This is a genomic window from Undibacterium sp. Ji50W (assembly GCF_049340445.1).
Lineage (GTDB): Bacteria > Pseudomonadota > Gammaproteobacteria > Burkholderiales > Burkholderiaceae_D > Undibacterium.
The window spans coordinates 104,472-126,062 of record NZ_JBMPOX010000001.1 but is presented as its reverse complement, the minus strand read 5'-3'; the positions used below and the strand labels follow the sequence as shown (position 1 = coordinate 126,062).

Genomic DNA, 21,591 nt, shown 5'->3' with positions numbered 1-21,591 from the left:
CATTAAATTATTCTTAAAGAATAATCCGTCGCCTTGATATCCTTGGTCAGGCTACCGATGGAAATGCGGTCGACACCGGTTTCGGCGATTGCCCTGACCGATGCATGATCAATCCCGCCAGATGCTTCCAGCAGTGCACGGCCAGCGGTGATGGTCACGGCTTCGCGCATCATGGTGGTGTTGAAGTTGTCCAGCAAGATGGAGGTGGCACCAGCATTCAGTGCGGTCTGCAATTGCTCCAGGGTTTCCACTTCTATTTGTATAGTCACACCGGCATTCAGGCTCAGGGCCTGCTGCATGGCGGCGGCCACACCACCGGCAGCGGCAATGTGGTTTTCCTTGATGAGGATGCCATCGTATAAAGCCAGGCGCTGGTTCTTGCCACCACCTACACGGACTGCATATTTTTGTGCCAGACGCAGACCCGGCAAGGTTTTGCGGGTATCCAGTATCGCTGCTTTTGTACCTGCGATGATGGCGACATATTTGCTGGTGGCGGTTGCCACGGCAGACAATAATTGCAGGAAGTTTAAAGCAGAACGTTCGGCTGTCAGCAAGGCTCTGGCAGGTGCCTTGATTTTGCAGACGATGGTGTTTGCCTTCATCTGTGCGCCTTCAGCGTATTGCCAGTCCACTTCAATAGTTGCATCCAGGGCCGTCATGACGGCATCGAACCAGGGGGCGCCACACAACATGGCGTCTTCACGCACGATGACTTGCGCCTGCACCACTTCGTCGTCTGGCACCAGCAGACCTGTCAGGTCGACAGCACCGACATCTTCGGCCAGTGCGTCGCTTATATTGCGTTCAAATGCTGTTTGCAAATCCGTGTCAAAGGGGAAATGCGTATTCTTTAAATTATCAGGCATATCTAGTAAACCTCAATTAATTTGATTATTCTTGCGCAGTATTCAGGCTGGGCCTATGCCAGAAAACAGTGTGGCTTCTTTCGCCAGATCAGCGGAAGGACGCACATTGGCTTTTTTGGCCGCTGCAAAATCCAGCATGCGGTCTATGCAGACCTTGGCTTTTTGGCCGACAGCAGGATCAACCTGGATTTCATTATTGCCGTTTTCCAGCACCTGCACCAGATTGCGCAAGCCATTCATGGCCATCCAGGGGCAATGTGCACAGCTCTTGCAAGTCGCGCTATTGCCTGCGGTAGGGGCAACGATAAAACGTTTTGTCGGTGCTGCCATCTGCATCTTGTGCAAGATACCATTGTCGGTGGCGACGATAAATTCATCGGCATCCAGGGTCTGGGCTGCGTGGATCATTTGCGAAGTGGAACCAACCATGTCAGCCAGGGCAACCACGGCTGCCGGTGATTCAGGGTGGACCAGGATTTTGGCATTCGGGTGTTCTGCCTTCAGCAAATCCAGCTCTACTCCCTTGAATTCATCATGCACGAGACAAGAGCCCTGCCACAGCAACATGTCAGCACCGGTCTGTTTCTGGATATACGCCCCCAGATGCTTGTCCGGTGCCCAGAGTATCTTTTTACCCTGCGCATGCAAATGTGCAACGATGTCCAGGCCTATGCTGGATGTCACCATCCAGTCAGCACGTGCTTTGACAGCAGCGCTGGTATTGGCATAGACGACCACGGTACGGTCAGGGTGGGCATCACAGAAGGCGGCGAATTCATCTGCCGGACAACCCAGATCCAGCGAGCAGGTTGCATCCAGGTCGGGCATTAAAATGGTTTTTTCAGGGCTGAGTATTTTTGCCGTTTCACCCATGAATTTGACGCCGGCCACGACCAGGGTTTTGGCGGGGTGATCCCGGCCAAAACGCGCCATTTCCAGCGAATCGGACACACAGCCACCGGTTTCTTCTGCCAGATCCTGCAATTCGGCATCGACATAATAATGCGCAACCAGCACCGCCTGTTTTTCTTTCAACAACTGGCGCACCCTGGCTTTCAGTTCCAGTCGCTCTATGGCTGAAGGTACATCAGGCACGCGTGCCCATGCGTTGGCGGTACAGCTACTGCCCACATCCATTTGTGGACGTTCAAATTCAACAACTTTGGTTTCCATATGGTCCATATCGCCCTACATATCTGGAGTGCACGCATGGTGCGACACTCTGATGACAAGAAATATCTGGCAGCTCAGGGGCATCCCCAAGCTGCATTCCAGGCCATAGTATACGCTCTTACCAGATATTTACCCGGGTCGCCGCTGGACGCAGAGGAGAACGTTCTCCCTTGCACTGGAAAGCTTCAGAAAATTCAGGCATGTTTGCCAGTGGCGCAATGACGCGGTATTTGTCTGGTGCATGTGGGTCTATTGTCAGTTTCATACGCAGCATCTCGTCGCGTATCAGGCTGCGGAAGCTTTGTGCATTGGCAACAAAGAAGCGTTGATCTACCGTCAAGCCATCAATCTCTTTGGCTTGTGGTTTATGTTCCAGCGACTTGTGCAGGGCTTGCAGGGCGACTTTCATCCCGCCCAGATCGGCAATGTTTTCACCGGCTGTCAGCTTGCCATTGATATGTAATTTGTCGATAGGATTAAATTCGTCAAACTGTTTTTCTATGGCTTTGACGCGCAGCAGGAATTTTTTCTCATCCGGCTTGGTCCACCAGCTTTTCAGGTTGCCTTCGGCATCATACTGGCGGCCTTCATCATCAAAGGCGTGCGTCAGTTCATGGCCGATGGTGGCACCGGTATTGCCATAGTTGGCCGCCGGGTCGGCATTCACATGGTACAAAGGCGGTTGCAAAATACCCGCCGGGAACACCATTTCATTCATGGTGGGATTGTAATAGGCATTCACCGTCTGTGGTGTCATGCCCCATTCATTCCTGTCTATGGGCTTGCCCAGTTTGGCCAGGTTGCGCCTGAATTCAAATTCTGCCGCGCGCGCCATATTCGCTGCATAGGGGCCGGTGTCGATTTGCAGATTGCTATAATCACGCCAGACATCGGGATAGCCTATCTTGACGATCAGGGTATCGAGCTTTTTGTAGGCCTGCTGTTTGGTCGTATCCGACATCCATTCCAGCTTGCTGATACTGTCGCGCATGGCCAGCTTGATGTTGCCCACCATTTCCAGCACACCCGTCTTGGCTTCGGGACCAAAGAATTTCGCTACATACAATTCCCCCATGGCTTCGCCTGCCATGACATCGATTGCACCCAAGACGCGCTTCCAGCGTGGTTGCAACTCTTTGGTGCCCGCCAGGGTTTTGCCGTAGAAATCGAAGTTGGCGTTGACAAAGTCTGCACTCAGGTCGCGGGCAGCGGCATTGGCCAGTTGCCAGCGCAAATAGGTTTTCCATTGATCCAGGCTAACACTCTGCATCATGCGCCCGGCTTCGGCGATGAATTTGGGGTGTGCCAGATTGAACTGCCCTGGCTGGGCCAGACCCAGCGCATTGAAATAAGCCGCCCAGTCGGTTTTCTTATCGCTCTTTTGCAAGGCATTCAAATCTGTCAGGTGATAACTGGCTTGTGGATCACGCAGTTCCACCTTGGTCAGCGATGCCTTGGCCAGACGGGTTTCCAGCGTCATGACGATAGCCGCATGACGTTTGGCCTGATCTGGCGCATCACCCAGCAAGCTAAAAATCTGTGCTACATAGGCCAGGTATTTGCTGCGTATCTCTTTGGTTTTGGCGTCATTCTTCAGGTAATTGTCGCGGTCCGGCAAACCCAGGCCGCCCTGCATGATTTCTGGAATATAACGTGTGGTGTTTTTTGCGTCCTGATCAACAGCAAAACCAAACAGTGGCATGACACCCTGCTTATGCAGGCCAGCGATGACGATCAGCAATTGCTGGCTGTCCTGAATGGCATTGATTTTTGCAAGCTGTGGCTCCAGCGGTTTAGCGCCCTCTTTTTCTATCTGCGCCTCGTTCATGCCACTGGCATAAAAAGCGCCAACGAGTTGCGCTGCACGGCTCTTGCCTTCGCCGGTGGTGGCAGCTTCCGCAATCTGTTTCAGCGCAGCCAGATTTCTTTCCGTGACTTCGTCGTAGGCGCTATAACGTGCGCGATCCACAGGAATAGGATTGGCTTTCAGCCATTCCCCATTTGCATACTGAAAAAAATCCTTGCAGGGATCGGTCTTTTTATCCATGGTCATGGATTCCAGCACCAATTGATTGGAGGTGGCAGTTTCAGCCATCGCCAGATGGCCCATGCATGCCAGGCCCACCAGACTGGCCAGCAGACTGCGTTTGAGAATATTTTTTGTTTCCATTTTTTATTTCCCTCTTTTTTTATATTTATTGCGGCAACACCTGTACGGCTATCCCTGAATACTGGCCAGGGGAACGATACACCCGTTGCGTCGCTTTCGTGAAATCTTCCGGATTGGCCTTGGGGATATCCATGAATTTTTGCGGATTCAAATCCACCAGCGGGAACCAGGTGCTTTGCACCTGCACCATGATGCGATGGCCGCGCCGGAAAGTATGCTGGATGTCCGGCATGGTATAGCTGATGGCGGCTACCTTGCCCGGCTCAAAAGGTTCGGGTTTTTCGAAGCTGTTACGGAACTTGCCGCGCAAAGGCTCTCCCCGCACCAGTTGCTGGTACCCCGCCATGGTGACTACAGGTGGCTGCACGTCGTTGGCCCGGTCGCGCACCACCTGCTTGTCTGGATAGGTGGATGGATACACGTCGATCAGTTTCACGATCCAGTCAGCATCCGTACCCGACGTGGACACAAACAATTTTGGATTAACCGGCCCGACCAGGGTCACATCTTCTTCCAGTGGCGCGGTCTGGTATACCAGCACGTCGGGGCGACTGGAAGCAAAGCGCTGGTCAGACACCACATATTCACGCGGTGCGCCGGTTGCTGCGTAAGAAATGAAAGGCACGGGCTTTTTGGGGTCGCTGATGTATTCGTCAAAGGTATTGAATTCGGTCTGCGGTTCTTTCCAGCTCAGGCTGCCATCACTGCCAAAATACAGCGTGCGCTTTTGTGCCTGCTGTGGCGGCCAACTGGCATATTCACGCCAGACATTGGTGCCAGTTTCAAACACGGTCACCTCTGGCAAAGCCTTGCCGCTGGCGCCTTTCAAATACTGCTCGAAGAAAGGGAAAACAATATTCTTGCGGTAGTATTCGCCGGTCTTGGTGTCGAAATTCACATTCCCCAGCGACTTGCCGTCGGCACCACTCCAGGCACCATGCGACCACGGCCCCATCACCAGGCCGTTGTAATAGCCCTTGTTATTGTTTTTGATGCTGTGATAAGTCGTCAATGGCCCTTGCGGATCTTCAGCGTCATACCAGCCACCGACAGTCAGCACGGCAGCCTTGATGTTTTTCAGGTGGGCAGCGATATTCCTGCTTTTCCAGAAATCGTCATAACTCGTATGTTCTATCGTCGGTATCAGCAACTCGCGCTGTTTGTCTGTCAGTTGCGCCGTGATGTTTTTCAGGCTCATATGTTTGAGGAAAAATTCATAGCCATCGGATGTACCAAAATCGAATGATTCCCAGCGCTTGGGCAAGGTCGTCGGATTTTTTTCTATCGTAAAGCTGGAATAAAAACCAAAATTGGCCGCCAGCATGAAAGCGCCACCATGGTAGGAATCATCCCCCATGAACAAGTCTGTGACCGGTGCCTGTGGCGATGCTGCCTTGATCGCGGGATGCGAATCGATGATGCTGGCCGAAGTATAAAAACCAGGGTAAGAAATACCCCAGATACCAACCTTGCCGTTATTACCTCTGACGTTTTTCAACAGCCATTCAACGGTGTCATACATATCCTGGCTTTCCACGCCTTCGCCCGCCTGTTTGCTGGCTTTGACGTGAGGTGTCATTTCTTGCCACACACCTTCCGACATAAAACGACCACGCACATCCTGCTTCACGAAGATATAACCGCTTTGATCAAATTCTTTCGACGGCCCCAGTGAAGAAGGATAAAAATCCACTCCATAGTGTGACTGGTCACCCTCGTGTACACCACTGCCATAAGGCGAACGGTTCATCAGGAAAGGATAGGTCTTGCTGCTGTCCTTGGGTACATAGACAACCGTGAACAGGCGCGCACCATCACGCATGGGGATTTGGTATTCGTACTTGGTATATAGCTCGCGTATGGCAGGCTTGGCAGCTTCAGGGGCATCCGCCATGGCTGATTCGGCATAGGCCGGGAAGCTGGCAAATAAGGCAAGCGCACACAAGCTTGCACATTTTTTCATCAGAAATTGCATAATATCCTGTATAAACGGGGGTCTGGTTTAGAGGCTTGTATCAGGGTTTATTTCTGGGCTTGCTGCAAAGTTTCAATCCAGACTAAAGTGAAGACTACTGCAGGACACAATCAACGACTCTGGCGGCTATCTGCGGTTGCTGCGTCGCCGTCGCGCTGATTTTGTCAAGGAAGCTCAAGAATAGTAACTGAGTGTAATTCCAGCAATAAGTTTCCTGTTTTCGTCCTAAGCTATAGAATCACCCTGAAATTTATCATTATATTGTCAGAATATCATGAATACACTGAAAAGAATTCTTCTGGTCTGCAGTTTGCTGGCTGTTAGCTTCCCGGCTATGGCGCACTCCAGCCACTTCCGCCCACGGGTCAGCCTGGGGATTTCGATTAACCCGTTTCCGATTTATTACGGCGCACGTTATTCCTACGGTTCGCGCTACTATCCATATGACTATGGCTGGCCGTATTACAGCAGCGTGGTGATTGCCCCTTCGGTCAGTTATGTTGCACCGGTCACCCGCTACACAGAGGTGATAGAGCAGCCCTACGGCAACGAAAGCAATGTCATCAGCCAGCCAGACGTCAATCCGCAATACAATGCGGGCAAAGACTGGCTGTATTGCCATCAGCCTGATGGTTTTTACCCTGCAATCAAAAACTGCCCTGGCGGCTGGCAGCGCGTGCCGGCAGCGACTTCCAGATAGCTGATACCGGGATAAGAAATAAAAAAGGGTGCAATCATTAATTGCACCCTTTTTACTTACCCTGCATCTGCAAAATATCTGCAAAAACCTTGCTTTTCACACTTTATTTTGCCAATACAGCGCGTATGGTTGCGGCCAATTCTTCGGCAACAAATTTGGCAACGTAGGCATCCGCCCCCACGGTCTTGATATGGTCTTCGTTGGTGGCGCCAGACAATGAAGAATGAATCACTACCGGCAAGAACTTGAAGCGGTCATCGCTCTTGATTTTACGTGTCAGGGTAAAACCATCCATCTCCGGCATTTCCAGATCCGTCAATACCATCGACACCTTGTCGCGCACGCCCTTGCCTTCTGCCTGTGCCGCTGCTGCCAGGGACTGTAATTTCTCCCAGGCTTCCTTGCCGGTCTTGGTCATGATGAACTGGGCACCCATTGCCGTCAGCGCCTGCTCAATCAAGCCACGGGCTACTGCAGAATCATCGGCTGCCAAAATAGCAGAACCAGGTATCATCTGCAGCTTGGCACCAATAGTTTCCGGGTCGACATCCTTGGTATCAGACGGCGTAATCTGGCGCAAAATCTGCTCCACGTCCAGCACCTGTGCCAGACGGGTATTTTCCGTATCGCCATCCAGACGGGCAATGCTGGTCACCATGCCACCCGCCGCACTGCTTTCAGCCGACAAGACCTGGCTCCAGTCCAGGCGGACGATTTCTTCCACCGATTCCACCGCAAAACCTTGCGTGGTACGGGCATATTCAGTCACCAGCATGATATTCAGGCCAGTCTTGGGCTTCAGCCCCACCACTGCCGGCAAATCGATCACAGGGATGATTTGCCCACGCAAATTCACTACCCCCAGCATATGCGGCATCGCCCCGGCCATGCCGGTGATGGTAGGCATGGCAACTATTTCGCGTACCTTGAAAACGTTGATGCCAAACAACTCAGATCGCTCGCTACTGCCATCCGTACCCAGACGGAACAGCAACAGCTCAAATTTGTTCGACGCGGTGAGGTTGGTACGTTCGTCAACTTCCTGTTGTACGGAACTCATGTCTGTTTTCCTCAAAAGTGATAGGACCAAGCCTATTATCCTACGGTTTGACTGCCACGCATTACTTTATAACACGGTAGCAAGGGGTATAAGCCTTGCCCGGCAACTTCATACGGCTTTGGGCTACAAAGGATGCCAGCAAGGTATCCATTGATGCCATTATTTCACTATCGCCACGAATTTCAAAATGTCCATGCTTTTCTATCGCCCGTATGCCCTGGTTCTTGACATTGCCGGCCACCACCCCCGAGAAGGCACGCCGTAAATTGGCTGCCAGCAAATGGGTTTCCTGGTTTTTGTGCAAAGCCAGATTACGCATGTTTTCATGCGTGGGTTCAAACGGCCTCTGGAATTCGGCATCGATTTTCAGTAACCAGTTGAAATAATAGGCATCGCCCCTGGCCTTGCGGAATTCGCGTACCTTCTTGATACCGGTATGTACAACCTGTGCCACGCGGGCCGGATCATTCACTATGATCTGATAACTCTTTTGTGCTTGTGGGCCCAGGGTTGCCGCAATGAACTGATCAATCTGGCGGAAATAATCTGCCGCGCTTTCCGGCCCGGTAAAGATCAATGGGAAAGGCAATTCAGCATTGTCGGGGTGCAGCAAAATCCCCAGTAGGTACAAAATCTCTTCTGCCGTACCGGCACCACCAGGGAACACGATGACAGCATGGCCCACGCGCACAAATGCTTCCAGTCGTTTTTCTATATCCGGCAAGATCACCAGATCATTCACGATGGGGTTAGGTGCTTCAGCAGCAATGATGCCAGGCTCGGTAATCCCCAGATAACGCCCGGTGGTCACCCTTTGCTTGGCATGACCGATGGTTGCCCCCTTCATCGGGCCCTTCATGGCACCTGGGCCGCAACCAGTGCAGATATCCATGCCACGCAAGCCCAACTGGTAACCTACCTGCTTGGTGTAATCATATTCTGCACCCGAAATCGAATGCCCGCCCCAGCACACCACCATATTCGGGTTCACTTGCGGGCGCAGCAGATTGGCATTGCGCAAGACATGGAACACGGCATCACTGATACCTTCCGTGGTGTCCAGATCAAACTTGCTGTCATCGCCAATTTCAGCCTTGATAAACAGAATGTCGCGCAACACGGCAAACAGGTGTTCCTGTATGCCCCTGATCATCACGCCATCCACAAAAGCACTGGCAGGTGCGCCCTTGACATCAAGCTTGATGCCACGTTCGCGCTGTACGATGCTGATATCAAAGCTCTTATAGCGTTCCAGCAATTCCTTGCCATCATCGAGGCCACTGCCGCAATTCAGTACAGCCAGCGCGCAACTGCGAAACACCTGGTACAAACCGCCATGACTATTGTCCAGCAATTGCAGCACTTCGGCCTTGGATAGCACTTCCATCCGGCCTTCCGGGGAAATCTGGGTGTCGATTACTTCAAATTCCATGACTACTTTTTCACTCCTGAAAATAGCGCACAGGCTTGCTGCGCATGACTATACTGCCAAGCATACCGTACATCCATTATGCATGGATTTCTATCCAACTTCCGCAATAGCGATGTTTTTTTGATGCAAGAATTTGCGAACAATTGTTGCGGTGCTAAATCGTATAAAAATATTTACACATATAGATTGTAAGCCACACCGATGCCATGTACAATTCGCTTCCTTCAGACGCGGGGTGGAGCAGTCTGGCAGCTCGTCGGGCTCATAACCCGAAGGTCGTAGGTTCAAATCCTGCCCCCGCAACCAAATTGACAACACGCCACCGGCTGCGTTTAGCAGCTTTTAGGTGGCGTTGTTGTATTCAGCATGGGTATGCCATCGTTACTGAGAATATCGCGCATCGAGCGATCAAGATGCGTGTCAGATGAAATAACTGCGGATAACAGCGGACGGCAGCGCCTGAATAGAAAAATCAGGCCCCGGGTTCGTGGTATACCGCTTCGATGTTGTGGCCGTCTGGACCAATGACAAAAGCGGCATAGTACCTGCCCTGATATTGCGGTCGCAGACCAGGCGCACCATTGTCTTTGCCGCCAGCTTCAAGCGCTGCGTGATAGAAGGCGTCCACTTGCTGGCGACTCGCGGCCCGGAAGGCCAGGTGAAGATGCGCCGGCTTCTGCTCGGTTTGATACAGGCACAATGAGACTTCGTCTTTTGCGCAAAGCTCGACACCATACGTCGGAACTCCCTCAGATACCACAGCGACGCCGAGCGGTTCCAGCGCCTTGAGGAAGAAGGCTTTGCTCGCAGCATAGTCGCTGACTCCGAATTTAACGTGATCAAACATGGCTTATCCTAAATTAAGTGTGTGCTTGCACGAGGAAAGACTTGTCTTAAAGAGGCAAATGGCAATTTATCCATCACCATGCCTACAGGCACATCTTAGTCAAAAGAATATTCTAAATGGCCCGATAGTAGATTACAAAAGTGTAGGCAAGTAGCATAATCCTACTCCCCCTAACACAACCAATATTGCTATCGCAGTAAATTTCCAAGATGGGTCATCGGAACCGGTCTTCATTTCCTTTTTCAGCTGTTTAACTGCATAAACAGCTACATACAATAGAGCCAGTCCACCGACAAACCACCAAAAAGAACTACCTTTAGCGGCTATTACAAAACAACAAAAAGACATCGTAAACAACAAGCCGATAAAGAACAAACTCCCCATACTTCCTCCAATATTGATTGTTCAATAAAAATCAGACCCAAATGTTATCGCAGGCAAACGGAAAGACATGATCGAAGTCGCAGAAAAATCACCCACGCCAATTGGCATCGCAGTTGCGCCAACATGAACATAACAGCGATAATGGGTTTCGCAAAAAAAACTAAGCTGTTAGCATTGACTGAATGCCGAAGTCAAAAAAGTCTGCGCAACTGACTTGTAGCCGAAAAGTTCAGCAACTCACTGATCGCCAAACATTCTCGTTCGTTTGCAATCGATATGCGATTGTGTTACTGAAAGACGAGAAGTAAGCTCTCTCTCAAAAAAACCCGGATTAGCAATTTACCTTTAAACACCTTCATGAAAATCCTTAAAGCCTGCTACATTTTTGCCTTCATCTTAATTGCATGTCCGGTGCAAGCTCAAACAAAAGATGTTGAGTTGTTATTCGAAGCAGTCAGCCGAAACAACATGGTCCAAATAGATAAATTGCTTGCCCGTGGCGTCAACATCAACGTCCATGACAACGTCGGCTGCACCCCTTTATATGTCGCAACGCTAAACGGAAATAAAGATCTCGTCAAAAAGCTTCTGGACGCTGGAGCAAGTGCCAACGCCAAAAACGATGATGGCAAAACGCCTTTATTTAGTGTTCCTGAAGGAAGAGAAGACATCGCCGAGATTCTACTGGCAAAGGGCGCCGATGTGAACGCTACAGATCAGCTGGGCTCGACACCACTGCTTTGGGCATCGTACTCTAGAGGAGGTAAAAAACGCATTGCTCAATGGTTACTGCAAAAAGGTGCTCGGATCGATGCAAAAAATTCTCAAGGCTCGACGGCTTTGCATGAGGCGACTGATTCTGAGAACAAACCCTTGGTTGCGTTGCTGTTGACGCATCGGGCAGATGTAAATGCAAAAGATAATAAACAACGTACCCCGTTGCATGTGGCACTGGAAACTGGGAGGAAAGATATTGTAGAGCTACTGCTGACGAAAGGGGCAAACATTAACGCCAGAGACGAACACGGCCAATCGCTGTTAATGCTTGCTCTTTTTGATGAAAAAGCTGAAATTTCACAATTATTGCTCGCCAGAGGGGCTGATGTCACTCTTCGCTCGAATGAGGGTAAAACTGCACTCCATATGGCCGCTGAGTATGGCACCCTCAGTACAGTAAAACAGTTATTGAAAAAAGGGGCAGATGTAAATTCAGAAACCGACTACGGATCATCTCCACTTGACAAAGCCAAAGGCAGTCACAACGAAGACATTGTTAAATTTCTAATATCGAAGGGAGCAATTGTTGAATCCTACCGTTGTGTATCCTATGGCAAGAATTCAAAAAACGTAAACAAACGCCACGGCCCTTGCCCATCCCCATCTGACCAGAGAGAACTGATTCCCGAACCACCAGCACGACCTTCAGAACCCATCGAAGCAATTGCGAAAAAAACCAAAGTAGATGTAGCAGCCAAAAATACTCAAAGTTGGAAATATGTCAGATGTACGTCCCCTGACGGCAGATCAAGTACGATCCAGCACGGGAAATGCGCGTCGCCAACCGATATTATGACACCCGTAACTGCCGTAAAACCTATACTGGAAAGGTCGGATTCCAATACTCGTTTAATAAAATGCACATCCCCCAAAGGCAAGGTTAGCCTCCAAATGGGAAATTGCGCGTCACGGGATGACATTCAACAGTTGGCACAATGAGGGGCTAGCCCCTCATATCAAACCAGTACCGACGCAGTATTTACGTGCCTAATTTTTACGAGACTATTCCGGTGTTTACTTGAATTTTAGCAACCTAAGGCGCAAGCTATCCAGTCATACTTTATTTCAAAACCGTTTGGCTATTTTGCTGCAAATTGTTGATTGGCATGCTATTCTCGCGCCTCAGTTTTGAGTGTAATCGCAGTCCTTTATGCGGGTATGGATGCACAGGTGAAAACCTGAATCAAAGCAGATGACTGTATTTTCTTCTGGCAAATACATATCCAGCATTGTCGAAGTATTTTCACTCCTTCTAACAGTCACGACTGGCAGCCTGGCAATTTTCGACAAATGCCTTTTCATTTTTTTTAGACAACAACATCACAACACCTGCCGGCCTCACTCATTTAGCCTGATGAAAGACAACAAAGATAACACCACCCTGGAATTGCCTGGCTTTGGTGAACCACTGCCGGTAGCACGCGAGCCAAGAAAAGTGGTTCAACTGGTGCAGCGCCAGGGCAAGAAGCAGGAACAACTGGAATTGCTGGAGGTACTGGGGCCGACGGATTGCAGTGGCTTGCCAGCATGGGTGCATGATGAAAATACGGATCTGACTGGTTTGCCGGTCTGGCGCTAAGCCACCAAACTGCGACCACGAACTACAACCACCACTACATACGCACCAGCGCCTTGATGACCGGCCATTGCCGGCGTGAGATGGGCAGGCGTTCGGTAGCGCCGGACACAATCACCTGCCAGGATTCGGATACTTTTTCCTGGCCGGCTTCTGCATCAACCACCTGCACTGCTCTTTCCACACCACTGATTGCAGCCCGTGCCACCAGGGCATTGCGATGCACCCTGACCAACAGGTCGCCGAGTTCAGTTTCGATGGATGTCAGCGATTCTTCCACCAGATATTCACGCTGGCTGGTATGCAGGGTGACGTATTTCTGCTCGGCTTTAAGGAATAGCACCTCGGCTACCGGCACCAGCAAAATGCGCCCTCTTTCCAGCACAGAAAAATGCTTGCGCCTGGGGATGGCATTATCACCACCCACCACCGGCAAGGTGGCAGGACGGCCATCGCGAATCTGTTCGGCGACGCGCTGGATGGCATCCTGCAAACGGCTGGCGCGCACGGGTTTCATCAAATAATCCAGCGCATGCACTTCAAACGCCTTGACGGCAAATTCGTCATACGCTGTCACAAATATGATGGAAGGCTGACGGAAACCAGCCTGATGCCGCCCCAGGTGCTGTGCCAGTTCTATGCCGCTCATGCCTGGCATTTGCACATCCAGCAACAAGATATCAGGCTGCAGACTGGCCAGTTGATCCAATGCAGAGATGGCATTTTCTGCTTCACCCAGCACTGCCGTCGGACAATCTACCTGTATGTCGGACAAAAGGGTCATCAACCTTTGCCTGGCGGGGGCCTCGTCGTCAACGATCAGTATCTTGGGAATCATCATCTCTTGGCTGGAAAATGCAGTCTGATTTCAAATTGCGCGTCCTTCACACCGTACTGCAATTGCGCTTCAATATCATAGAGCAAACTTAATCGCTGCCTGATGTTTTCCAGCGCCATTTGGTTACCAGATGTTAAATTGGCGTCAGCATGATACGGGTTAGTAACAATTATTTCGATCTTGTCCAGCAAGCGTCCCAGCTCCACTTTTATCCTGGCTGGAATGACTGAGGGCTCGACGCCATAATGCACGGCATTTTCCAGCAGTGGCTGCAACAGCAATGAAGGTATTTCGATATCCTTCATGTCTTGCTCACTCAGCCGGTCACTGGCCCACTCTACCTGCAGGCGATCACCCAGTCGTATTTTTTCGATTGCCAGATATTGCTCGCACAGACGCACCTCTTCGCGCAAGCTGGTCATGATGCGGTTGTCACGCATCAGTACCCGGAACAGGTCAGCCAGATCTTCCAGCATCAGTTCTGCCCGGCGTGGCTCGGTACGGATCAGCGCCAGTGCTGTATTGAGGCTATTGAACAGAAAATGCGGGCGGATGCGTGCCTGCAAAGCCTGTAGCCTGGCTTCGCCCAGCGCGGGTGAAAATGCACGGGCGCGCAATTCAAAATACTGCTGGAACGCCAGCCCCAGCAAGAAGCAACTGAACATCGCGAAATTGATATCAAAATGCGGGAAAGAGTATTCAAACCATTCCATGTTTTTCAGATACATCAAATACAGGCCGGCAATTGCCGCTGGTAACAAGCCGCATAGCAAGCGCTGCAACCAGGGCTGAAAGGGAAAGCGCATGGCCAGCCTGCGCAGGTTACACAGCAATAACAGCGACACCAGGCTGATGGTTTCCAGCAGGATGGCACTCTCCAGGAAATTCTGCAGCACGAGATACCAGTTATCGCCACGCGCCCACAACACCAGCATGCCCACTATATTGACCGTCACCAGCACACGGGATATCACGCCGACATTGCAACAATCGGGTATCAGGGGTTCATCTTGTGGCAAGGTGTTTTTTTTCGTCATTCTTGTTTCATTGAGGTGGGCCACACATGCATGAGGTGCTGACTATGTCCCATGCCTGACCAAATTGCATAAAAAACTGCAAAACCTGCGATATTGCACCGGGATTATTGGCATTTTGCGCAAGTCAAGCTCCAAGTCACAGGGTATTGCAGGCCAAAATCTGGGATAATCTGCACCAATCTTTAAGCAAACGCAGCCAAATTGGCAAACTATTACTATGACATCACAATTCAATAAAAAAAGCGAGGCATGGTCTGCCCGCTTCTCGGAACCTGTCTCAGATCTGGTGAAACGCTATACCGCCTCGGTGTTTTTTGACAACCGTATGGCTGCTTTTGATATCCAGGGTTCGCTGGCCCACGCAGAGATGCTGCAGGCACAACACATCATCAGTGCCCAGGATTATGCCGATATCCAGCGCGGTCTGGCACAGATACAGTCAGAAATCGACAGTGGCAAGTTTGAATGGCTGCTCGACCTGGAAGATGTCCACCTGAACATAGAGAAACGCCTGACCGAACTGGTAGGCGACGCCGGCAAACGCCTGCACACTGGCCGCTCACGCAATGATCAGGTCGCCACCGACATCCGCCTGTACATGCGCAGTGCCATCGACAATATCGTGGTGTTGCTGGCCGACTTCCGCAGTGCCTTGCTGGACCTGGCCGAAAAAAACGCCGACACCATCCTGCCTGGTTTTACCCACATGCAGGTGGCGCAGCCGATCACCTTTGGTCATCACATACTTGCCTACGTTGAAATGTTTGGCCGTGACAGCGAACGCATGCTCGACTGCAGAAAACGTGTGAATCGCCTGCCGCTGGGTGCCGCTGCCTTGGCTGGCACCACCTTTCCTATTGACCGGGAACGCGTTGCCAGGACGCTGGGTTTTGATGAAGTCTGCTATAACTCGCTGGATGCGGTCTCTGACCGCGATTTCGCCATTGAATTTTGCGCGGCTGCTGCGCTGATCATGACGCATATTTCCCGCATGTCGGAAGAACTGGTGATCTGGATGAGCCCACGCGTCGGCTTCATCGATATCGCTGATCGTTTCTGCACCGGTTCGTCGATCATGCCGCAAAAGAAAAACCCGGATGTGCCAGAACTGGCGCGTGGCAAGACCGGTCGTGTCAATGGCCACCTGATTGCCCTGCTGACCCTGATGAAAGGCCAGCCACTGGCCTACAACAAGGATAACCAGGAAGACAAGGAACCCTTGTTTGACACCGTGGACACCGTGATCGACACCCTGCGCATCTTCGCCGACATGGCTGGCGGCATCAGCGTCAAGCCAGAAGCCATGCGTGCAGCAGCGCTGCAAGGCTATGCCACAGCAACCGACCTGGCCGATTACCTGGTCAAGAAAGGCCTGCCTTTCCGTGATGCCCATGAAGCCGTGGCACTGGCGGTACGCACCTGCGTTGACAAGGCTTGCGACCTCAGCGATATGTCACTGGAAGAATTGCGCGCCTTTTCCAGCCTGATCAATGAAGACGTGTTTGAAGTACTGACACTGGAAGGCTCGGTTGCAGCCCGTAACCATATCGGCGGCACCGCACCAAACCAGGTCAAGGCAGCGATTGCCCGCGTGCGCAAGCAACTGACATAAGAACCTGTTTCCGATCTTACTGCGCATGCGTGATCGGGGCTCATGCGCTGCTCAAAATGCTCATGTACTACAAGTACATTCCGCTTTTTGCGCTGCGTTTTTGTTACCCCGACCCCGCTGACGCTCGCTCGCTACAGATCGCAAACAGGTTCCAAGCACCAATAGCCCCACAAACAACAGTCCCCGCTCATGCCAGCGCACCTGCTTACGCAGTCGCTGGCATGCTCGCCCCCTCTTTGGCCCAGCATTTCCGGGCCCAAAAACCAGCCTCGTCAGTAGTACTACTTAAGTAATGGATATTGCATCGCAGCATGGCGTTTTATTGCTGCTGCGGTTGCCAGCCAATACAATCCTTCGTGACAATAAACATCCAATAAGTTTAGCGATCTCGCATTCCTTGCATCTGGACAGGCAAATTCGTTCTGAATAGCAAGGGATACGAACAACACAATTCATCTGTTCCGTGTTGCTCATTGCGAATCGCAAGAGTCATCATAATTTTTCAGGAGATCACCATGTCGTACCGTCTTAAATTATTAGCTGCTGCCACCCTCTTGGCCTATTCCACATTGAACCAGGCTGCTGATATCAAAATCGGCGTTGCCGAAGCCCTGACCGGTCCTGCAGCCAAATATGGTGTTGCCATCAAAAATGGTTTCACGCTGGCGGCAGACCAGATCAATGCCAAGGGTGGTGTGAACGGCAACAAGATACAACTGGTGGTTGAAGATGAACAGGGCAAAAAGGAAGAAGCAATCAATGCCTTCAAAAAATTGCTGTTCCAGGAAAAAGTATTGATGATTTTTGGCCCTACCCTGTCCAATTCGGCCTTTGCTGCTGACCCGATTGCCAACGCCACCAAAACTGTCGTATTTGGCACCAGCAACACCGCTGACGGCATTACCAATATGGGGCCTTTCACTTTCCGCAACTCCGTCATGGAAGCGGACGTATTGCCAGTCACCACACGCGCAGCGGTCAAGCAATTCAATATCAAGAAAGTGGCTATCCTGTACGGCAATGATGATGCCTTTACCAAGAGCGGTTACGACGTTTTCAAAAATGCCCTGGCCGAACAAAAAATCCCGGCCACGGATACAGAAACCTATGCCAAGGGTGACGTGGATTTCAAAGCACAGTTGACCAAGATCAAGGCATCCAATCCAGACGCCATTGTCTGTTCCTGCCTGGCAGAAGAAGCGGCGAATATCATCCTGCAAACCCGCTCTCTGGGCATGAAGCAGCCATTCATAGGTGGCAATGGATTCAACTCGCCAAAACTGTTTGAAATCGCCAAAGACGCTGCCGACAATACCCTGATGGGCAGCCCATGGTCTGCCGAAAACCAGTCTGCTGCCAACAAGAGCTTCATGGCTGACTACAAGGCAAAGTTTGGTTCAGATCCTGACCAGTTTGCTGCACAGGCATTTGACGCGTTGCAAATCGTTGCCGAAGCACTGAAAAAAGTCAGCCTGAGTGGTAACCTGGAAAAAGATCGCCTGGCATTGCGCGACGCCTTGCCAGCCGTGAAGATTGAAGGTGCTACCGGCAAATTCGCTTTCCGCCGTGCCGCCCCCAAAGATGGCAAGGAAGCCGGCTACGATGCGCAGCAAGATGCCATCGTCAATATTGCCAAAGGCGGCAAATTTGTATTATTAAAATAAATAGCCGCTGTATTGCTGACCCACACTGCCACACTGGGTCAGCAATACACGTTGCATGATTTCTCTTGCCGGGATGATTTTCATCCGATAGAAATATACACATGTGCACATGTGTCGGTGACCTGCCCTGCATCTGCACAGGCAAGCAAAGCAATCCTAATCATCTGGATACCCATGCTGGAACAACAACTCATTAACGCTCTGACCCTTGGCAGCGTGTACGCGCTTTTCGCCTTGGGATTCACGCTGGTGTTCGGCGTCCTTGGCGTCATCAACTTGTCGCACGGCGCGATTTTCATGCTGGGCAGCTATATTGCCCTGCTGTTGGTCAGTTCTATGCAGATGCCCCTGTGGGTGGCCATGCTGCTGGCCATGCTGGCCTGTGGCTTGCTGGGGGTCATCGTCGATTTTCTGGTCTTGCGGCCATTACGAAAACGCAATGCCCCGCATCTTGCCCCGATGATTGCGACCATAGGCGTGGCCATCATGATCACCAATATATCCCAGGGGATTTTTGGTGCAGAAAACAAACGCTTCCCATTTGGCACCATACCGGAAGAAAGCTTCAGCCTTGGCAATCTGCACCTGACTGCGGTACAACTTGCGATTGTCGTCATCGCCTTCGTCCTGATGCTGGTGCTGCTGCAAGTCATGCGTCGCACGCAAATTGGCCGCGCCCTGCGGGCGATTGCCGAATCGCCCAAAGCTGCTTATTTGCTGGGCATCAATGTTGAAGGCCTGTTTTTCCTGACTTCATTTGCCGCAGCTGCGCTGGGCGGTGCTGCCGGTGTACTGGTCGGCCTGTCGTTCAATGCGATCTCCCCATTCATGGGGCAACCCATGCTGCATAAGGGCATTGCCGTGATTATCCTGGGTGGCATGGGCGATATACGTGGTGCCATGATAGGCGGCCTGTTCCTCGGTTTTGCTGAAGTGATGAGCGTTGCTTATCTGTCGAGCGATTTCCGCGACGCGGTGGCTTTTGGTCTGTTATTTATCATCTTGCTGGTACGCCCTTCTGGTATGTTCGGCAGAGTACTGGAAAGAAAGGCGTAACACTATGCTTGAATGGTGGGATAGTTTTTGGGCTATTTATAGCACTGTCATTTTTGGCATAGGCATCAACGCCATGCTGGCACTTTCGATTTACCTGACCTTGTCTTGCGGCTTGCTGTCACTGGCCAATGCGGCATTCATGGGCATCGGTGCCTACACCGCTTCCATGATCAGCATGCAGACCGGCTTGCCCTTCCCATTGGCCTTGCTGGCCGGTGCCATCATGCCTGCCATCGTCGCGCTGATCATCGGCATACCGACATTGCGTCTTTCCGGTGTCTACCTGGCCATGGCGACGCTGGGCTTTGGTGAAGTGGTACGTGTCATCGTGTTGAATATGGAAATCACCGGCGGCCCCATGGGCCTGAACGGTATTCCCCAAAAAACCGAGTGGTGGCACATCGTCATCCTGCTGGCGGTGATCTTGTTCGTACTGGCCAGGATGCGGCGTTCAAAAATAGGCCGTGCCTTTGAAGCAATCAAGGAAGATGAGATTGCCGCCCGTCTCATGGGTGTGAATGTCGGTGGCTACAAGCTGCTGGCGTTTGTGATGGGGGCATCCATCGCCGGTATTGCTGGCGGCCTGAATGCGCATTACACCTTCACCATAGGCCCAGGCAACTACGCATTTGAAAATGCGGTGGACATATTGACCATGGCAGTTTTCGGCGGCACCAGCAACTTGATCGGCCCGCTGATAGGCAGCAGCAGCCTCAGCCTGTTACCGGAACTGATGCACTCTTTAAAGAATTTCCGCCTGGCTGCCAACGGCCTGATACTCATACTGGTCATCCTGTATTTACCCAAAGGTATCTGGGACCCGGCAAGAATCAGAAACTTTCGCAAAAAGTTAACATCATCACGCTCCGGAAAGGTTAGCTAAATGCTGGAATTACGTTCTGTCAGTAAAAATTTTGGCGGCCTGCGGGTATTGCAGGATGTCAGCTTCACCATGCCGCAAGGCAGTATCTATGGCTTGATTGGCCCCAATGGCGCTGGAAAAACCACCATCGTCAACCTGATTACCGGCCTGCTGCGCCCCAGCAGTGGCGAGTTGCGTTTTAATAGCCAGGACCTGACCACGGTGGCCAGTCACAAGATTACCCAGTTGGGCGTTGCCCGCACATTCCAGAACATCCGAATTTTCAAGGAAATGAGCCTGCTGGAAAACGTCGTGGTCGGCATGCATGATCATCTCAACTATGGCGTGGCCAGCATGTTGTTCAATTTGGGCACATACAAAAATGCCGAAAAACAGGCCAAAGAACGCGCACACGAATTATTGTCATGGGTCAGGCTGGACCATAAAGCACATATGCTGGCAGACAACCTGTCGTATGGCGAGCAACGCAAACTGGAATTTGCGCGCGCCCTGGCCACCCAGCCCAAGCTGCTCTTGCTGGATGAACCGGTAGCAGGCATGAATCCGGCAGAAAAAACTGAACTGATGGCAGAAATCAAGAATATACGTGAGCGCGGTTTTTCGATTTTCATGATAGAACATGACATGCGCTTTGTGATGGAATTATGCGACCGCATTGCCGTGCTCAATTTTGGCAAAATCATCGCCGAAGGCACGCCCGAAGAAGTCCGCAACAACCCGGATGTGATTGAAGCCTACCTTGGCAAGGAGGATGCGGAATGAGCCAGAGGATGAGCCAAATCCTGCGCGTCCAGGACCTGCATGTCATGTACGGTCATATCGCTGCCGTCAAAGGCATCAGCCTGGCCCTCAATGCCGGTGAAATCACCGCCCTTGTCGGTGCCAACGGTGCCGGCAAAAGCACCACCCTGCTGGCTATTTCCGGCTTGTTGAAATCAGCTTCCGGGCAAATCTTCCTTGAAGATGAAGACATCAGCCAAAAGTCGCCACACCACATCGTGCAAAAGGGTGTGGTACAGGTAGCCGAGGGCCGCGCCATTCTGACTACGCTCACCGTCAGAGAAAATCTTGAGCTGGGTGCCTACACCCGCAAGGACAAGACACAGATAGTGCAGGATATGGAATGGGTGTACACCCTCTTCCCTGTCCTGAAAAACCGTGCGACTGGCCTGGCAGGAAATTTATCGGGTGGCGAACAGCAAATGCTGGCCATAGGCCGTGCCCTGATGGCAAAACCCAAAGTGCTGCTACTGGACGAACCCTCGATGGGGCTGGCCCCACTGGTGGTACAGGAAATTTTCCGCATCCTGAAGGAAATCAATCAGACCGGCCTCAGCATCCTGCTGGTAGAACAAAACGTCAGGCAGGCGCTGAAGATTGCCAAACATGGCTATGTGCTGGAAAACGGTAATATCGTTCTCAGCGACACGGGGACCAACTTGCTCAGCAACCCCAAGGTCATCGAAGCTTATCTGGGCGCATGATCAAACACACGCCAACAAAAAAAAGACCATCTGCATCAGATGGTCTTTTTTTCA

The 21,591-nt window shown here is 51.5% G+C and carries 19 protein-coding genes and 1 tRNA gene; 10 read left to right on the top strand and 10 right to left on the bottom strand.

Annotation, left to right across the window (positions count from 1 at the left end; translation table 11 throughout):
• Positions 1 to 2: 2 nt before the first annotated feature.
• From nadC to ACO0K9_RS00610, 4 genes are all read right to left on the bottom strand, one after another.
• Positions 3 to 869, bottom strand: coding sequence for a carboxylating nicotinate-nucleotide diphosphorylase (nadC, locus tag ACO0K9_RS00625; protein WP_422980739.1), 867 nt, complete (start codon positions 867 to 869; stop codon positions 3 to 5).
• A 42-nt stretch (positions 870 to 911) separates the two neighbouring features.
• A complete protein-coding gene (gene nadA / locus ACO0K9_RS00620; protein ID WP_422980738.1) occupies positions 912 to 2,051 on the bottom strand; it encodes a quinolinate synthase NadA in 1,140 nt (379 codons plus the stop codon).
• 109 nt (positions 2,052 to 2,160) lie between these two features.
• A complete protein-coding gene (locus ACO0K9_RS00615; protein WP_422980737.1) occupies positions 2,161 to 4,212 on the bottom strand; it encodes a M13 family metallopeptidase in 2,052 nt (683 codons plus the stop codon).
• A gap of 25 nt (positions 4,213 to 4,237) precedes the next feature.
• Positions 4,238 to 6,175: a CocE/NonD family hydrolase gene (locus tag ACO0K9_RS00610; protein ID WP_422980736.1), complete on the bottom strand. Its 1,938-nt coding sequence runs from the start codon at positions 6,173 to 6,175 to the stop codon at positions 4,238 to 4,240.
• A 286-nt stretch (positions 6,176 to 6,461) separates the two neighbouring features.
• Here ACO0K9_RS00610 and ACO0K9_RS00605 point away from each other — a divergent pair, with 286 nt between their 5' ends.
• Positions 6,462 to 6,887: a hypothetical protein gene (locus ACO0K9_RS00605; protein WP_422980735.1), complete on the top strand. Its 426-nt coding sequence runs from the start codon at positions 6,462 to 6,464 to the stop codon at positions 6,885 to 6,887.
• Between the two features lie 103 nt (positions 6,888 to 6,990).
• On the opposite strand, the gene ACO0K9_RS00600 is transcribed toward ACO0K9_RS00605, so the two are convergent.
• Entirely contained in the window at positions 6,991 to 7,947 is a 957-nt protein-coding gene (locus ACO0K9_RS00600) for a chemotaxis protein (RefSeq protein WP_422980734.1), read from the bottom strand.
• Between the two features lie 61 nt (positions 7,948 to 8,008).
• On the bottom strand, positions 8,009 to 9,379 hold the full coding sequence (gene ppnN / locus ACO0K9_RS00595; protein ID WP_422980733.1) for a nucleotide 5'-monophosphate nucleosidase PpnN: 1,371 nt from the start codon (positions 9,377 to 9,379) through the stop codon (positions 8,009 to 8,011).
• 229 nt (positions 9,380 to 9,608) lie between these two features.
• On the opposite strand from ppnN, the gene ACO0K9_RS00590 reads away from it, so the two are divergent.
• Positions 9,609 to 9,685: transfer RNA gene (locus ACO0K9_RS00590), tRNA-Met, on the top strand.
• Between the two features lie 166 nt (positions 9,686 to 9,851).
• Here ACO0K9_RS00590 and ACO0K9_RS00585 read toward each other — a convergent pair.
• Both ACO0K9_RS00585 and ACO0K9_RS00580 read right to left on the bottom strand, forming a co-directional pair.
• Positions 9,852 to 10,226 (bottom strand): VOC family protein, encoded by a 375-nt coding sequence (locus ACO0K9_RS00585; RefSeq protein WP_422980732.1) that lies wholly within the window; start codon positions 10,224 to 10,226, stop codon positions 9,852 to 9,854.
• A gap of 132 nt (positions 10,227 to 10,358) precedes the next feature.
• The gene (locus tag ACO0K9_RS00580; RefSeq protein ID WP_422980731.1) at positions 10,359 to 10,610 is read right to left on the bottom strand and encodes a hypothetical protein; all 252 of its coding nucleotides are present in this window, start codon (positions 10,608 to 10,610) and stop codon (positions 10,359 to 10,361) included.
• A 357-nt stretch (positions 10,611 to 10,967) separates the two neighbouring features.
• On the opposite strand from ACO0K9_RS00580, the gene ACO0K9_RS00575 reads away from it, so the two are divergent.
• Both ACO0K9_RS00575 and ACO0K9_RS00570 read left to right on the top strand, forming a co-directional pair.
• Positions 10,968 to 12,326, top strand: coding sequence for an ankyrin repeat domain-containing protein (locus ACO0K9_RS00575; protein ID WP_422980730.1), 1,359 nt, complete (start codon positions 10,968 to 10,970; stop codon positions 12,324 to 12,326).
• A 415-nt stretch (positions 12,327 to 12,741) separates the two neighbouring features.
• Positions 12,742 to 12,966 carry a hypothetical protein gene (locus ACO0K9_RS00570; RefSeq protein ID WP_422980729.1) on the top strand — a complete coding sequence of 75 codons (225 nt, stop codon included), beginning with the start codon at positions 12,742 to 12,744 and terminating at the stop codon, positions 12,964 to 12,966.
• Positions 12,967 to 13,000: 34 nt separating this feature from the next.
• Here the strand turns inward: ACO0K9_RS00570 and ACO0K9_RS00565 are convergent, their stop codons facing one another.
• Both ACO0K9_RS00565 and ACO0K9_RS00560 read right to left on the bottom strand, forming a co-directional pair.
• On the bottom strand, positions 13,001 to 13,801 hold the full coding sequence (locus ACO0K9_RS00565) for a LytR/AlgR family response regulator transcription factor (RefSeq protein WP_422980728.1): 801 nt from the start codon (positions 13,799 to 13,801) through the stop codon (positions 13,001 to 13,003).
• Positions 13,801 to 14,838 carry a sensor histidine kinase gene (locus tag ACO0K9_RS00560; protein WP_422980727.1) on the bottom strand — a complete coding sequence of 346 codons (1,038 nt, stop codon included), beginning with the start codon at positions 14,836 to 14,838 and terminating at the stop codon, positions 13,801 to 13,803. The genes ACO0K9_RS00565 and ACO0K9_RS00560 overlap by 1 nt, the downstream gene beginning before the upstream one ends.
• Before the next feature lie 217 nt (positions 14,839 to 15,055).
• Between ACO0K9_RS00560 and argH the strand changes: the two genes are divergently transcribed.
• The 6 genes from argH (at position 15,056) to ACO0K9_RS00530 (ending at position 21,537) form a co-directional block, all read left to right on the top strand.
• Positions 15,056 to 16,450, top strand: coding sequence for an argininosuccinate lyase (gene argH / locus ACO0K9_RS00555; RefSeq protein ID WP_422980726.1), 1,395 nt, complete (start codon positions 15,056 to 15,058; stop codon positions 16,448 to 16,450).
• A gap of 515 nt (positions 16,451 to 16,965) precedes the next feature.
• Positions 16,966 to 18,114, top strand: a complete 1,149-nt coding sequence (locus tag ACO0K9_RS00550; RefSeq protein ID WP_422980725.1) for an ABC transporter substrate-binding protein — start codon at positions 16,966 to 16,968, stop codon at positions 18,112 to 18,114.
• A 174-nt stretch (positions 18,115 to 18,288) separates the two neighbouring features.
• Positions 18,289 to 19,170 (top strand): branched-chain amino acid ABC transporter permease, encoded by an 882-nt coding sequence (locus ACO0K9_RS00545; protein WP_422982478.1) that lies wholly within the window; start codon positions 18,289 to 18,291, stop codon positions 19,168 to 19,170.
• 4 nt (positions 19,171 to 19,174) lie between these two features.
• Positions 19,175 to 20,053 (top strand): branched-chain amino acid ABC transporter permease, encoded by an 879-nt coding sequence (locus ACO0K9_RS00540; RefSeq protein WP_422980724.1) that lies wholly within the window; start codon positions 19,175 to 19,177, stop codon positions 20,051 to 20,053.
• Positions 20,054 to 20,815, top strand: a complete 762-nt coding sequence (locus ACO0K9_RS00535; RefSeq protein WP_422980723.1) for an ABC transporter ATP-binding protein — start codon at positions 20,054 to 20,056, stop codon at positions 20,813 to 20,815.
• Between the two features lie 8 nt (positions 20,816 to 20,823).
• A complete protein-coding gene (locus ACO0K9_RS00530; RefSeq protein ID WP_422982476.1) occupies positions 20,824 to 21,537 on the top strand; it encodes an ABC transporter ATP-binding protein in 714 nt (237 codons plus the stop codon).
• The last annotated feature ends 54 nt before the right edge of the window (positions 21,538 to 21,591 follow it).

Coding starts and splice junctions, on each gene's coding strand:
- argH (WP_422980726.1), top strand. CDS start 15,056: ATGACATCACAATTCAATAAAAAAAGCGAGGCATGGTCTGCCCGCTTC.
- ppnN (WP_422980733.1), bottom strand. CDS start 9,379: ATGGAATTTGAAGTAATCGACACCCAGATTTCCCCGGAAGGCCGGATG.
- ACO0K9_RS00615 (WP_422980737.1), bottom strand. CDS start 4,212: ATGGAAACAAAAAATATTCTCAAACGCAGTCTGCTGGCCAGTCTGGTG.
- ACO0K9_RS00560 (WP_422980727.1), bottom strand. CDS start 14,838: ATGACGAAAAAAAACACCTTGCCACAAGATGAACCCCTGATACCCGAT.
- ACO0K9_RS00530 (WP_422982476.1), top strand. CDS start 20,824: ATGAGCCAAATCCTGCGCGTCCAGGACCTGCATGTCATGTACGGTCAT.
- ACO0K9_RS00610 (WP_422980736.1), bottom strand. CDS start 6,175: ATGAAAAAATGTGCAAGCTTGTGTGCGCTTGCCTTATTTGCCAGCTTC.
- ACO0K9_RS00600 (WP_422980734.1), bottom strand. CDS start 7,947: ATGAGTTCCGTACAACAGGAAGTTGACGAACGTACCAACCTCACCGCG.
- ACO0K9_RS00540 (WP_422980724.1), top strand. CDS start 19,175: ATGCTTGAATGGTGGGATAGTTTTTGGGCTATTTATAGCACTGTCATT.
- ACO0K9_RS00545 (WP_422982478.1), top strand. CDS start 18,289: ATGCTGGAACAACAACTCATTAACGCTCTGACCCTTGGCAGCGTGTAC.
- nadC (WP_422980739.1), bottom strand. CDS start 869: ATGCCTGATAATTTAAAGAATACGCATTTCCCCTTTGACACGGATTTG.
- ACO0K9_RS00605 (WP_422980735.1), top strand. CDS start 6,462: ATGAATACACTGAAAAGAATTCTTCTGGTCTGCAGTTTGCTGGCTGTT.
- ACO0K9_RS00585 (WP_422980732.1), bottom strand. CDS start 10,226: ATGTTTGATCACGTTAAATTCGGAGTCAGCGACTATGCTGCGAGCAAA.
- ACO0K9_RS00570 (WP_422980729.1), top strand. CDS start 12,742: ATGAAAGACAACAAAGATAACACCACCCTGGAATTGCCTGGCTTTGGT.
- ACO0K9_RS00535 (WP_422980723.1), top strand. CDS start 20,054: ATGCTGGAATTACGTTCTGTCAGTAAAAATTTTGGCGGCCTGCGGGTA.
- ACO0K9_RS00565 (WP_422980728.1), bottom strand. CDS start 13,801: ATGATTCCCAAGATACTGATCGTTGACGACGAGGCCCCCGCCAGGCAA.
- nadA (WP_422980738.1), bottom strand. CDS start 2,051: ATGGACCATATGGAAACCAAAGTTGTTGAATTTGAACGTCCACAAATG.
- ACO0K9_RS00575 (WP_422980730.1), top strand. CDS start 10,968: ATGAAAATCCTTAAAGCCTGCTACATTTTTGCCTTCATCTTAATTGCA.
- ACO0K9_RS00580 (WP_422980731.1), bottom strand. CDS start 10,610: ATGGGGAGTTTGTTCTTTATCGGCTTGTTGTTTACGATGTCTTTTTGT.
- ACO0K9_RS00550 (WP_422980725.1), top strand. CDS start 16,966: ATGTCGTACCGTCTTAAATTATTAGCTGCTGCCACCCTCTTGGCCTAT.